This is a genomic window from Clostridium hydrogenum (genome assembly GCF_021432385.1).
GTDB classification, from domain to species: Bacteria; Bacillota; Clostridia; order Clostridiales; family Clostridiaceae; genus Clostridium_S; species Clostridium_S hydrogenum.
In genome coordinates, this window is record NZ_JAEACT010000004.1 from 265,091 (window position 1) to 279,224 (window position 14,134).

Annotated in this window: 15 protein-coding genes; 1 reads left to right on the plus strand and 14 read right to left on the minus strand. The window is 30.4% G+C overall.

What is annotated here, in order from left to right; translation table 11 throughout:
* Window positions 1–3: 3 nt before the first annotated feature.
* The 14 genes from CUEA01_RS19550 to CUEA01_RS19615 form a co-directional block, all read right to left on the minus strand.
* Window positions 4–375, minus strand: a complete 372-nt coding sequence (locus CUEA01_RS19550; RefSeq protein ID WP_234123606.1) for a cytochrome b5 domain-containing protein — start codon at window positions 373–375, stop codon at window positions 4–6.
* A complete protein-coding gene (locus tag CUEA01_RS19555) occupies window positions 372–830 on the minus strand; it encodes a hydrogenase maturation protease (protein WP_234123607.1) in 459 nt (152 codons plus the stop codon). Before CUEA01_RS19555 ends, CUEA01_RS19550 begins: the two co-directional genes overlap by 4 nt.
* Complete coding sequence (locus CUEA01_RS19560; protein WP_234123608.1) at window positions 827–2,236, minus strand: nickel-dependent hydrogenase large subunit; 1,410 nt, start codon at window positions 2,234–2,236, stop codon at window positions 827–829. The genes CUEA01_RS19555 and CUEA01_RS19560 overlap by 4 nt, the downstream gene beginning before the upstream one ends.
* Before the next feature lie 214 nt (window positions 2,237–2,450).
* Window positions 2,451–3,326 carry a hydrogenase small subunit gene (locus CUEA01_RS19565; protein ID WP_234123609.1) on the minus strand — a complete coding sequence of 292 codons (876 nt, stop codon included), beginning with the start codon at window positions 3,324–3,326 and terminating at the stop codon, window positions 2,451–2,453.
* Between the two features lie 155 nt (window positions 3,327–3,481).
* Window positions 3,482–5,368 carry a PTS beta-glucoside transporter subunit IIBCA gene (locus CUEA01_RS19570; RefSeq protein ID WP_234123610.1) on the minus strand — a complete coding sequence of 629 codons (1,887 nt, stop codon included), beginning with the start codon at window positions 5,366–5,368 and terminating at the stop codon, window positions 3,482–3,484.
* Between the two features lie 995 nt (window positions 5,369–6,363).
* Complete coding sequence (locus tag CUEA01_RS19575) at window positions 6,364–7,899, minus strand: methyl-accepting chemotaxis protein (RefSeq protein WP_234123611.1); 1,536 nt, start codon at window positions 7,897–7,899, stop codon at window positions 6,364–6,366.
* Between the two features lie 19 nt (window positions 7,900–7,918).
* On the minus strand, window positions 7,919–8,923 hold the full coding sequence (locus tag CUEA01_RS19580; RefSeq protein ID WP_234123612.1) for a 3-oxoacyl-[acyl-carrier-protein] synthase III C-terminal domain-containing protein: 1,005 nt from the start codon (window positions 8,921–8,923) through the stop codon (window positions 7,919–7,921).
* A 215-nt stretch (window positions 8,924–9,138) separates the two neighbouring features.
* Window positions 9,139–9,450, minus strand: coding sequence for a LiaI-LiaF-like domain-containing protein (locus CUEA01_RS19585; RefSeq protein ID WP_234123613.1), 312 nt, complete (start codon window positions 9,448–9,450; stop codon window positions 9,139–9,141).
* Window positions 9,443–9,967, minus strand: coding sequence for a hypothetical protein (locus CUEA01_RS19590; protein WP_234123614.1), 525 nt, complete (start codon window positions 9,965–9,967; stop codon window positions 9,443–9,445). The genes CUEA01_RS19585 and CUEA01_RS19590 overlap by 8 nt, the downstream gene beginning before the upstream one ends.
* Complete coding sequence (locus CUEA01_RS19595; protein ID WP_234123615.1) at window positions 9,957–10,403, minus strand: hypothetical protein; 447 nt, start codon at window positions 10,401–10,403, stop codon at window positions 9,957–9,959. The genes CUEA01_RS19590 and CUEA01_RS19595 overlap by 11 nt, the downstream gene beginning before the upstream one ends.
* On the minus strand, window positions 10,400–10,912 hold the full coding sequence (locus CUEA01_RS19600; protein WP_234123616.1) for an RNA polymerase sigma factor: 513 nt from the start codon (window positions 10,910–10,912) through the stop codon (window positions 10,400–10,402). Before CUEA01_RS19600 ends, CUEA01_RS19595 begins: the two co-directional genes overlap by 4 nt.
* Before the next feature lie 115 nt (window positions 10,913–11,027).
* Window positions 11,028–12,095 (minus strand): SGNH/GDSL hydrolase family protein, encoded by a 1,068-nt coding sequence (locus CUEA01_RS19605; protein ID WP_234123617.1) that lies wholly within the window; start codon window positions 12,093–12,095, stop codon window positions 11,028–11,030.
* 72 nt (window positions 12,096–12,167) lie between these two features.
* Window positions 12,168–12,755, minus strand: coding sequence for a TetR/AcrR family transcriptional regulator (locus tag CUEA01_RS19610; protein ID WP_234123618.1), 588 nt, complete (start codon window positions 12,753–12,755; stop codon window positions 12,168–12,170).
* Window positions 12,756–12,999: 244 nt separating this feature from the next.
* Complete coding sequence (locus tag CUEA01_RS19615) at window positions 13,000–13,152, minus strand: hypothetical protein (protein WP_234123619.1); 153 nt, start codon at window positions 13,150–13,152, stop codon at window positions 13,000–13,002.
* 104 nt (window positions 13,153–13,256) lie between these two features.
* Here CUEA01_RS19615 and CUEA01_RS19620 point away from each other — a divergent pair, with 104 nt between their 5' ends.
* On the plus strand, window positions 13,257–14,093 hold the full coding sequence (locus CUEA01_RS19620) for a flagellin N-terminal helical domain-containing protein (RefSeq protein WP_234123620.1): 837 nt from the start codon (window positions 13,257–13,259) through the stop codon (window positions 14,091–14,093).
* The last annotated feature ends 41 nt before the right edge of the window (window positions 14,094–14,134 follow it).

A 14,134-nucleotide genomic window follows, 5' to 3' on the forward strand; every position in this document is an offset into this window, starting at 1 on the left:
TTACTATTTAATTACTCCAACCTTAGGAATCCCCTCCAATATTTTTGCTCCGCCTTCATGACAAGCATTAAATTCTTTAGTTAAATCTTTTCCTGCATATAATCCAAAATGAGTTCCGCCGCCCCAAGCTGGAACCATGCTAAAATCATACACAGTTCCATCCACAGCTGCATATGCAGGCATTCCATTGGCACCATTGTATTTTGATAACTCTTCTAATGTAAATTGTTTTTGGCTTTCTCTATGTCTTTTGCAGCTTTGTAATTTTCTTGCTTCTCGTCTTATTAGCGTCCTATAATAATTTTTAACATATGGGCACACGGTTTTCATCATGCAAAATGTATAATAATCTATTTTATATAAGCTTTCATTCAATTATTCCTGCCTCCCCCTATTTTAGAGGTAATTTCTTTTAATACATTTTCTGAAATCATATCAATATTTCTTTTAAGTTTGCTGCTGAGCTCTAGCTTAAAACTAATCTCTCCTACTTCAATTCCTATAATATATCCCTTAACTTCTTTAAAATATAATTTTATTAAATCAACTACATTGTAGCTATGCTGTGTATAATATTTTTTCTTATATTGATATTTATCTATAGGGATTACCGTTATTTCTCCAGGTTTTTTATCGAGATATACTGCATCTACAATAAATATGAAATCTCCATCTTCTATTGACGAAATACAGTATCCTAAATCCGTTTCTCCAATAATTACTTCACAATTTCTTTTTACAAGTTCTTCTTTAATTTTTTCTACAACAGTAATAGCAACGCCATCATCTTCCATCAATATATTTCCAATTGCAATAACCTTTATCTTCACACTATTACCTTCACATAAACAGGCTCGCATTTGTCACTTATTACATGAGTGGCACAAGAAATACAAGGATCAAAAGATCTCATAATTCTTCCAACCTCTATTGGTTCTTTTACATTTTTTATTTTTGTGCCAATTAAGGCTTTTTCGCCAACACCAAATCTGCCTTGCTCATCCTTGGGGCTAATATTCCAAACTGTTGGAGTTATGATATTATAATATTTTATAAGTTTATTTTCGATTTTAACCCAATGCCCCAAGGCTCCCCTTGTAGTATCAGTTAATCCTACACCAAAGCTTTCATTTGGAATTTCATATATTCTTTGATTGCTTGGAAGTAATTCAACTCTCTTTGCTAAGCCCTCTAGAATTCCTATTACTTTTTTGGTTTCCAATACTCTTGCAACAATTCTATCCATGCAAGAGCTGCCTCCTTTGTACTCACCTGCAAGTATTAATCTTGCCAAAGGTCCAACTTCCATGGAATAGCCATCATAATTAGGTGATTTTATAAAACTGTAACCTTCCTTTTTTCCTAAGTTAACTTCATCAATATTATTTTCTGCTGGATTTTCATTTTGTTTATCACTAACATACCAACTGTGAAGTATGTTTTCTGTTATTTTATTTTTATCGAAGACTTGCCTTTTACCATTTATCATTACACCTGGCTTTACATAACTTATTTCAGGATCAACATAATGATCAAAAATACCATAACTCATAAAATTATTATATGAATCCCCCATTTTAAAATAATCCGAATAATATTTAGAAATGCTTTGCATATCTTCAAGCATGATATTATTTATAAATTCTTTTAATTCTGATATTATTGACTTTATTTTTTCTAATTTATATGCATCTATATTCACCGTAACTCCACCCACAAAAATACCATGTGCGTGCGGTGCTTTTCCACCAAGTACTGCTAATCCCTCATGTGCAAGCCTACTGTATTTAATACTTTCAAGGCTGTGATTTGCTATCTTTTCATTTTCGGCTTTAGGTATTCTGTATTCACTATATTGATTAGAATATAGTGGATTTATATCTGGCATTTTTACATAGCTTGGAACCGTCAAATTATAAAAATGTCTTAAATAGTTTTGCATAAGTTCAAATCCATGCATTAAATCTCTCATGTATTGATCATTTAAGCTTATCGTAACTTTTAATGCGTCTTCCAATGCTAAACTAGATGCAACTGCATGTGCTGTAGAACATATTCCACATATTCTTTGAGTAAAATACACTGCATCTAAGGGCTGCCTACTTTTAAGCATTTTTTCAAACCCTCTAAATAAAAGCCCACTTGTTTCAGCATTTGTAATTATATTTTCTTCTACTTGTACTTTAGTTTCTAAAAAGCCACTAATTCTCGTTATAGGATCAATTACTATTTTCATATAACCACCTCATGATTCAGAGTACAAAGTACAGAGTACAGAGTACAATGAATGTGGATTTATCCTCCTTACGTCGGATAAATCTTTAAACTTAAAATGCTTAGCTTAACTAAAAGCTAAAGGTTTGGGCGTAGCCCATTAAATTCTTAAATTTTCTGCACAAACAGAAAATTATCCTTCACTGTACTCTGTACTTTGTACTTTGTACTCTGCCTTAGTATCTTACAAATGGTTCCATTCCATCAGGAAATCTTGAATTTGCACATCCGATGCAGGTAGTATTATCTTCAACCGGCCAGTTTACATATCCATCCCATTTTCTCCTTGGGCAATCTGTTTTAGTTACAGGGCCTCTACAACCTAATTTAAACATGCAACCCTCTTCTCCAAATTTTTTTGCAAAAATGCCTTTGTCAAACAAGCCCCTTCTAGTACAATTATCATGTATAGTTGATCCATAAAATAAAATTGGTCTCCCATCACTATCAAGTTTGGGCTTTCCAAAAGCAGCTAAATGAGCAATAGTTCCTACTACCCAATCTGGATGACAAGGGCAACCTGGTAATTTTATAACCTCACGATTTAATACTTCTGCTGTACTTTTACATAGCGATGGATTGGGCTTTGCTGCAGATATACCTCCATAGGATGCACAGGTTCCTACTGCTAAAACATATTTAGCTTTTTCCCCAGCCATTTTTACTGCTTCCAAGGCTGTAATAGGTTTTCCATTATAATTTGCCACTATGTTATAGTTTCCATTTTCTTTAGTGGATACAGCTCCGTCAATTAATAATATAAATTCACTATTTAAAGTGTCTAAAAAAGTTTTAAATGCAAATTCACCTTCCGAAGTCATCAAAGTATTATTGTAGGTTAAATTAATTAGCTGCCTTAACATATACCCTAAGCCTGGATATTGACTGTCAAAAAAGGAAATTATGTTTCCAGAACATCCTGTAACTTCAAGCCAAATTGCATTTAATTTCTTAACTTGCCTAGTTTTAATTAACGATATTGCTTCTTCAGATAATCTTTTCGCACTAAGTTCTTTCTCTGAAGTCATTGGACACTTACCTTTATCCTTCATATACACAATTGCTCCATAAATTAATTCTATTAATAATACTATTTATATATTTAAATTTCTTTTAATATGCATAAAAATTTATTTGCAAAAAAGTAAAGAGCCTAAATCTCAAAACTTATGATTTAGGCTCTTTATCTATTGTATATATTACTTCACTATATTATTACTGTTAATAAGTCTTCTTTACTATTAATCATCTTTTTATCTGTTTCTATAACATCTAGATACTTATCTGAGTTAGTTATTACAACAGGTGTCGTTACAAGGTATCCTTCTTTCTTTATAGCTTCAACATCAAATTCCACCAATACCTGACCCTTTGTAACACGATCTCCTTGTTTCGCTTTAGCTGTAAAATGTTTACCATCTAATTTAACTGTATCCATACCTACATGAATTAGTATTTCAGCACCACTATCACTTGTTATTCCTAAAGCATGACATGTTGGAAATAATGTTGTTAATGTGCCATCTACTGGTGAAACTATCTTACCTTCTGCTGGTTCAATTGCAACGCCTTTGCCTAAAGCTCCTGTTGAAAAAGCTTCATCTTTTACTTCTGATAATGCTTTAACTTCACCTTTTACAGGGCTGATTAATACTTCTTGTTTTACTAATGGAGTTTCATTTTTAGTTTCTTCTTTAACTTCTTCATCCTTAAATCCAGCAAAGAACATTATTAAGAAGCCTAATACAAAAGCTACTATTATTGCTATTATTGAACCGTAGAAGCCTGTATCCATTCCTTTTGATCCGATAAAGCTTGGAATTCCAAATATACCAAGTCCTCCGAATATATACATCTTGCTTCCCATTGCTCCTAATATTCCACCGCCTATTGATGCTCCAATACAACTTATTATAAATGGCTTTTTACGTGGTAATGTTATACCGTATATAGCTGGTTCTGTAACTCCAAAGAAACCTGAAATAACTGCTGGAATAGCTAATGCTTTTAACTTTTTATTCTTTGTTTTAACTAAAATTGCTGCAACTACACCTGTTTGTGCAAAAGAAGCTGCAAAGAAGGTTGCGATAACTGGATCATAATGCATTACTGCTATATTGTTTAACATTATAGGAACTAATCCCCAATGTAATCCAAATATAACAAATACCTGCCAGAATGCTCCTATAAATAATCCTGCAATAATTGGACTTAAATTATATATAGCTATTGTAGCTGCTCCAACTAACTTTCCTGCCCAAGTTGCTATTGGTCCAATTATTATAAATGCTAAAGGTACAGTAACTAATAGTGTACAGAAAGGAACTAAAAATGTTTTAACAACATCTGGAATTATTTTCTTAAAACCTTTTTCTATTTTAGATCCAACGTATGTTGATAAAATAATAGGAATAACACTTGATGAATAACTCATTAATATAACTGGAATTCCTAAGAAGGTTAAATAAACAGACGATTGAATTACAGTGCCATTAAACACATTGTATAATGCTTTACCTGATGTTAATGCTGTTATGGTTGGATATACTAATGCTCCACCAATTGCCATACCAACAAATTCATTAAGCTTAAATTTCTTGGCGGATGTATATCCTAAGAAAATTGGGAAGAAGTAAAATAAAGCATCACCTATAGCATTAAGCATGATGTAAGTACCAGATTTATCGCTAAATAAATGTAATGCAACAAATAATGCATTAAATCCTTTTATCATACCTGATGCGCACAACACTCCAAGAATTGGCGTAAATACACCTGATATAACATCTATAAATTTATTTAAGGCTCCTGTTTTTTCATTACTATCTTTATCCTCTGATGCTGATTTAAAACCACCAATAGCAATAACATCATCAAAAACATCAGCTACATGATTTCCAATAACCACTTGATATTGTCCGCCACTTTTAATAACGGTTACAACACCATCCATATTTTTAAGAACCTCTGTATTTGCTTTACTTTCATCTTTTAATTTAAAACGTAAACGAGTGATACAATGAGTTAAGCTGTTTACATTTTCTTTTCCACCGACATTTTTAATTATGTCCTTCGCTAACTGTTCGTACTTCATAATAAACATCTCCTTTTCATATGTTTTTTATTTGAATAATTAATGTAATTTATTTTATGTATAAAAAATGCGAGACCTAATAGATATAAATAAAATTTAATTTATCATATCTATTTTGGTCTCGCCTGCTTTATAGATAAACCATTTCAAGGTGGTTTATCTTTACCAGTAACAATCCAAATTTTTATTTAATTATTTTTTAAACGATTATCTTATATATTTTCTTTTAAAATAAAAAATCCCCAACCAATAAGCTGATATATTAAATATCCATCACTATTAGTTAAGGTATCGCCTGATCGAATCAGTAACAATCCAAATTTTATTTTATTTTTTGTAACCGTTTAACTATATTCTTATTGTAATCGATTATTTTATACTTGTCAATATCTTTTTTAATATTTTTTTCTTCTGATTAAAAAACACATTTTAGGTGAAGCAATAATGTTGTGGGAGGATTTAAATAAAGGGCTGTGGCATAAAAAATATTTAACAACAATCTAAAATTATTGTGAACAAAATCAAGTGAAGGGTTTTAATTTCACCCTGCTCATTAAAAAACTAACTTTTTCACTTATGTGAAAAGTGAAGTGTTTAACGATGCTGTGCACGTTAAAGGTACACATACTAGGGGTTTTGGCATAAGACCATGTAGGTTCTTTAACCATAGATAAGCACTTTAAATAGTAACATTACAAAACCCCATTAGACTACAGACCTAAATCCGAAAGTTAAGGTAATTTTTCCTCCGCCTTGCTACGGAAAAATTATAAATTTAAATTAAAGATTTTCCATAGCAACGCGGAGGAAAATCAACATTTACTTTTTACCGAAGGTAAAATCCTTCACCTTTGACAAGCGTAACTATGTCAAACCCTTCACTTTTCACGTGCAAAGCATCGTTAAAAACCTTCACTCGAGTTGCTTCGCAATATTTAAATTTGAGTATAAAATAATTTTAGTGTGACAGCCGCTTTATTTAATCTTCTACAATATTATTGCTTCACCTCATTCATTTCGGCTGCTGTCGCTTTTAGCTCTTCTGAACTTGCTATAATTTCTTCACTGGTAGCAGCTACTTGATTTACTGCTTCTGTAATAGTATCAAACTTATCTACAGTATTTTTAACTAAATTACCTACTTCTGCATTAAATTCAACCACATTATTAGTCTTATTTAATAATTTAGTTGTAAAATTATTTATATCTTTTATATTTCCGTCAATTTCCTTCAAACCTTCTATTATTTCTATTGTATGCTTTACAGTGTTATCCGTTATTTCTTTTCCTGAAAATACTTTTTCATTATCTTTAGATATAGCTTCTTTTACTTCATATATTTCATTCTTAAATTCATTAATTATAGATGTTGCAGTTTCAAGTGAATTTCTTGTATTTTCAGCAAGCTCTCTAACTTCATTTGCTACAACTGAAAAACCCTTACCATATTCCCCTGCTCTTGCAGCTTCTATACTTGCGTTTAATGCCAATAAATTTGTTTGATCTGCAATTTCATCTATGTTGGATATTATTCCATAAATCTTATTAGACTTTTCTTCAAGCTTCTCAATTGAACCATAATTATGCATAGAATTCTTATATATAATGTCCATTGTATCCAGCAATTTTTTTAAATACTCTTTATTAATATTTGACGTATTGATTAAATTTGATGAATTATCTGCAAGCATTGCAACCTCAGAAGATACCCCCTTATTTATATCCAATAGCTCATTTAGTACCTCTATATTTTTAGTTGACTTCTCCAAAATCTCATTTGCACCATTACTAATATATTTACTATTAGATGCAATTTCTTGTATTCCACTATTCTCTTCTTCAATTGCCGCTGCTAACGAATCACTTGCATTTAATATAACTTGTGCAAATTGAGATATTTTATCAAAAAGTCCAGAAACCTTTTCGCTTTTTTCATTTATGGCCTTTTCCTCAGCATCAACTTTTTTAAGTATATCACTTGCTAAATATGTAAATAGTAAAATCCCAAGTGATATAAAAAATATAACGATAATTCTTAAAATAGATTCTCTTAAAAGGAAGGCTTTGTCTGGTATAAAAAATTGATCTATTTTAATTAAAATTACATTACACACAACACTTAATATAACTGATAACCATACCATTTTAGTATCTAAAAACAAAGCTGATAAAATAATAAAGTAAAATACTATTAGCCAAATTTCCCTTGATGATGTTAGCATGTTTAAGAACATATAATTTACATAACATATTAATATCAGTAGTAAATTTAGAGTTCTAAAGTATCTTTGCCATTTTTCTGGTTTAGATGTTTGTTTATACATAAAAGCTAATATGCATACTTCTATGGCTATAACTGCACCAAATATAAAAATATTAGTCCATTTAAGTTCCTTGTTACTATAAACTCCTATAACTCTAAAAAATGAAATAAAAGCAAAAGCTGCTATTGCACTTACAGAATATAATAACACCACTATTTTCAAAACTTTTTTTTGATATTTAACAACTAATGTTGCATTATTGCCCATATATTTTCCCCCCACACTTTTACCATTTGTATAAAATTGACGCTATAGTATACCCTACTGCAACTGAACAAAATATTACAAGTTCTCCTTCTTTAAATCCCTCAACTTTTAATCTATCATCTAATGCCATAAATGGACTTGTACAACCAGTATATCCATATTTATCTCCCACAAAAGTAGCACTTGTAAGAGGAACCCTCAATTTTTGTAAAGTTAACTCCAAATCCCACTTTGAAAATTGAGACATAAAATAATGATTTATATCTTGCGGTGTATAACTATTATCCTTTAATAATCCCGTTATTAACTCCACCCATGCATCAGATAAAACATCAAAATTAAATGGCTGCCACATAAACTTCTTGTCATATACCTTAGTTTCACTTTTTATAGTTTTAGATAATCCGCAGGCTGGAAGTCTTGTATACTTATTATAAGAAGTATCTGTTAAAACCTTATAGTCAAGCACCCCTCTCTCTTTTGTCTCTTCTCTTACCTCTAATATTACAGCTGCTCCACCGTCACCAAAACATCCATAGCCTACTATGTCATCCTCCCTTGCAAATGGACTCATTACCATTGCACCAACAACCAAAAATCTTTTATATCTCTTATCCGTCTTTAAATACCTCGTTGCAACATCTATACCCGTTATCATTCCTATACAATTATCATTTATATCGAATACATTTGTTACATTTTCAGCATTAAGTGCATCCTTCATAAGCAATGCACAACAAGGCAAAAAATATTCTGGTGTATCTGATACCGATATAATTCCATCAATATCAGCAGCAGTCAAATTTGCAGCTTCTAGCGCCTTTTTTGCAGCTTCTAACCCCATGCTTAAACTATTCTCACCTTCTTCTGCTAAAGTTCTAGTATCTCTTCCTAGCCTTTCAGTTAAAATTTCATTTTGTCTAGACATACCATATTTTTCAAAATGGTTCTTAAAATATTCATTTTTTACTATTTTGCCTGGGTGATATGTACCCACTCCAATGATATGAACATTTTTATACATGAATATTCCCCTTTCAATATGTATATAATAACAATATTTATTTACTATTTTATCGTCCATATATTGAAAAAAATAACACGCATGGTAAAAAACTTTCCACCATATGTGTTATTTATCTTTTTTTAAAGGCTATGTTTTTAACAAGTATTGAAATTCTTACAGTCCATTAATACCATAATCTCATATAAACATTCTTTTAAAACACAGGCTTTTAGCTAAAAACTAATTGCCGTTCGAAAATTTTCCGGATGTTCAATTATAAACTGCATAAGTGCCATTCCCATGGCAAAACAGCTTAAAAATACTAACAAAATTACAGCACCAGTATCATACTTTACTTTTTCACCCTTATTTATTACATAAGCAACTATTATTTCAATTCCTATAAAAATTAAAATAAGTGGCCAAAGTGATACTATAAAATAATAATTCATATTAGGGAAAAATATTTTGAGTAAATATAATACACCAAATATCACAAGGACTAATCCTGCTGTAAATGTACCTACCATATGTCCTCTAATCATTATTATCGCTCTCCCTCTTCTTACCCATAATAAGTTTTATACCTATGACAATTATTACAATACTTATTAATATTTGAGGAACAGTTCTTGATATGTTAGAAATAATATTAAATATTTCCTGTGGAATAATATAAGCCAAACTATTCAAAAATGTGTTCCATAAAACATAACATCCAAAAATTAAAATTACTACTCCTATAATTAACTGTCTTTTTTTCAATATATTCTTATCAAATTTCAATATATCATTCACATTAATTAAATATCTATCTTCTAAGTAAGCAAATTCTTCATCGCTTAAATAGCATTTATTTATACAATCAAAGAATGAATAACACCATATTAGTGGAGCAATATAAATCAAAGAATCTATTCTAAAGAAATTTGCAAGAAAGATTAAAAAGAAAAACTCTCCCATAAGTGATAGCCCCATTTTCATAAATCCCAAATACATATGTCCTGCCCCTGGTAAAAATGAAAAAATAAAGGCCAAAAATTTACTTTTTTTATTTCTCATGTTTGAAAACCTCCATATTGACTACCTTTTCAGAAAAATTAGTCAGTTTAGTGTTAATCGAATTTGCTACGTTTATCTTTGAAATATTCGTGTATTTTTTAATTTGACTATTAGTGACAATATTAAATACATTTGAAAAAACAAACATAAGTGCGATGCAAACCGCGACTCCAATTTTAAATGAATAAAGCATAAATTCTCTTTTAACTTGTTTTTTACTTTCTATCTTACTTTGTACTTCATCTTCAAAGCCTGAAGGAGCATCTACAAGTTCATTATCCTCAAAACTATTTGCTAAGCAATTTGCACAGCTTTCACAATCACATAAGTGCTCAGATACTAAAATCATCTCATCATCATTCAAGCTTCCTACTTTTAACTTTTCTATAGTTTCTATACTTAAATGACCTTTTTCATCAAATAAAGTACTTTTCATATAACTTCCTCCCTCCATAAAGCCTTGAGCATTTTTTTTGCTCTATATAACTGAGTTTGAAGAGTCTTTAAACTTTGTCCTGTATTTTTAGCCATATCTGAAAGCTTAATATTTTCACAAAAATAACTTAATGCTACTGACTTATAAGGATCTTTTAACTTATTGCACAAATTATTCACCCTATCCGCATTATATTTTTTTACAACAACCTCTTCTGGTAAATCTTCACCATCTTTTAAATATTCATAATCGTCTTCTTCCAAACTATGCACTTCTCTTGCAGGGCTTTTAAGAAAATCCTTGCATTTATTAGCAGCAATTTTAGTAATCCATGCCTTAAAATTTTCCCCATCAAATTTTTCATAGTTCTTATATGCAGATAAAAAAGTTTGCTGTGCTAAATCTTCAGCATCAAAATAATTTTTAGTAAAGGATAAACAAATAGTAATGATTAACCGCTCATATTGTCTTATGTAGTTTGCAAACTGTTCTTTTTCAATGATTATCACCGCCTTTTTTATCCTTACATTTACTATAACGATAGAGAAATAAAAAACACTTCAAATTTTATAAAAAAGTTTTATTATAAAATTTCAAGTATTTTTCCGTCTTAATTAGAAATAACTATTGCCATCCCATTACCTCTTCAATTTTCCAAATTAACTTCTTTGACATTTTATCCTGTGTTTTTAAACTTGGATGGGAGTCAGAACCTATGCCATCACTTTCCAATTGTACATCAAAAAAGCAGGTATGTATCTTTGCATCATCCGTTAAGTTTTTAAATCTACGAACTGCATTTGTAACCGCTGGGCACAAATCTTGCCCCATAGCCCCTAATGCACATATTATTTGTGAATTTGGGTTGCACCCTCTAACTTGATTTAAAAATTTATAGTATTCATCTTCAAACACTTGGACTCTTTCTTTGATGCCTTTTGTATAACTTGCATCATTTGTGCCTAAATTAATAACAATTAATTGGGGTTCAAATTTATGATTGTCCCAGATCTCATATTGTGATTTTCCAAGTTTTTCATCCAAACCACCATCTGTATATTTATAAAGTTCAGGCATAAGCCACTCTTCCGTGTTAGGAACATCTTTATCTGTCCACGATGAAATAATTCCTATACCACTCCAGGAAATACAATTGAAATCTGCATTAAAATAACGAGCTGTCTTAGCCGCATATGCTTCCCAAGGGTTTTCTTGTGTTGTATTAAAGTCATCAACTCCGCAAACACCCTCAATACCATATCCGCAAGTTATTGAATCTCCAATAAACTCAATTCCGCGCGTTTTGCACCTTGTCGGTGTTATTCCTACTTCACCTTCTACTATTATTTCTTTAATACCTACTTTTGCAAAAGCCGCTTCTGACATTTTAATCAATCTTATTTTAACTTTACGCGATGTACTGCCCTCATATAATGAATAAATCCCCTCTTCACTGTCCAGCGAAAAACGTTTACTAGGCTCCTCATCATCATCTATAAAAACTGCTACCCATGCCTTGAGTGCTTCCTCCAACTTAGATTTGTCTGTGCACAAAGCAACACTAACACTAGTACCTACGAATTCAAATTCAATTCCAGAACAAGAATAATCTATATATCTTATATCTCCTATAACCTTTGTTCTCCCAAGTATTTTAACATTATCCTCATTAGCTTTAAAATTTACTTTCATGTAATTTCCCCCATTTAATAAGATTTCACAATATATTAAGCTTCCTAGAACTTCTAGGAAACTTTCTTTAAATTATTTACAAAATACTCCAAACATTCTTCTAAAATAATTTTCCATAAATTCTGTTACATTGTATTTTCCATCATTTACACACCAATCAAAAATAATACCCCTAGCAGCTATAAATAAATCGCTATTCATTATATCCAAATCTATTTCTTCAGATATCTCACCTGACTTTTGACCTTTTATAAGAATCTCCTGCAAAAGATTTTGAATATATCTACCTTGTATAAGGAACATTTTTATTTCAGGAGTATATAAACATTTTGCAGTATCAACACCCAAAAGTTCGCTATATTTGGCATAATAGCTAAAAAATAATACAACATTTTCACAGACACTATTTTCTTCTAATCTATTTTTAACCTCTTCTCTAAAATAATCATCAATCCTTTTAAATACTTCAATTAGTATATCATTCTTTGATTTAAAATAATTATAAAAAGATCCTATAGATACTTCTGCTTCCTTACAAATATCTTCAATTTTGATATTTGTATACCCTTTTTCCTCCATTAATTTTATTGCAACTTGATATATCTTATTTTTTGTAGCCTCTGCCTGTATTTGTCTACTATTTAGTTTTTCTTGTTTCATAGTTAATCTGCTCCTAACAAAATAATATATTCCTAACAATTTAACCTTTTTTTGATTTATCTTTAATTATATTGGGTTGATTTTTTTTGTCAACTTTAGTTAGTATAAACTTTTTTTTCTTATTGACAAATAGCGATTAATATTATAAAATGAACTTGTTCGCTGAATTAGTTCGCTGAACAAACTCATTATTAATTAAAATAAGAGTTTTAAATATTATAATACATTTATACAATAATTCCCTTTATCCCCTTATTACCATATACCCATAACCCTTTATAATTAAAAATAGAGTTGATAAAAAATAACTTTTTATCAACTCTATTTTTATATTAATCTTATATAAATCATCTAATCTTTTCCATACAACCACCACTTCAAATACATTTCTTAACATGATATATTTATTTTTAAGGTTATGTTTTAAAGTTATTCCAAAATATTACGATAATAGTTTAGTATATACATTTTTGCCGATTGTCTATACAGGGAGGTATTTTTATGATAATTGGTCACAACTTAAATGCACTTAATGCTTTACATTTTTTAAATATAAATCAACAATATATGAACAAAGCAATGCTTAGATTAAGTACTGGTAAAAGAATAAATTGCGCTGCCGATGATGCAGCTGGCCTTACAATTTCTCAAAGCATGGAGGCTCAAATCAATGGTTTAAATGTTGCCATAAGAAATTCTCAAGATGGCATCTCTATGCTTCAAACTTCTGAAGGTGGCTTAAGTGAAACTCAATCTATCCTTCAAAGAATGAACGAACTTGCCACTCAAGCTGCAAATGATACTAATGGAACTTTAGATAGAACTACTATAAAAAATGAATTAACTGAACTGGGAAAAGAAATCGAACATATAGCAAGTTCAACAAATTTTAATGGTACAAATTTACTTTCTTCACCCTCTACCTTAACATTACAAATTGGGGCTACTTCAAATAGCTATGATTTGATGGCAATTAACTTCGGATCTATTAATATCGGAAGTGCTCTTGCCAATATAGCAAATGGAAATAGTATAGATGTTAGCACTTCAACTAATGCTCATAATTCTATTTCTGTTATTCAAAATGCAATTAATTCTATATCAACTGCTAGATCAACAATAGGTGCTTATGAAAATAGACTTGGATATAATATAGATAACCTAACTAATGAAGCTGAAAATTTAACAGAAGCCGAATCACGAATTACTGATGCTGATATGGCAAAAGAAATTATGCAATATGCTAAATATAATGTTTTGCAGCAAGTTACACAGGCTATGTTCGCTCAATCCCTTAAAGAACCTGATAGGGTAATAAAGTTATTAGACAGCCTATAATTTTATTCATGTGAACTAAGTGTAGTGCAAAATCAAAGAAC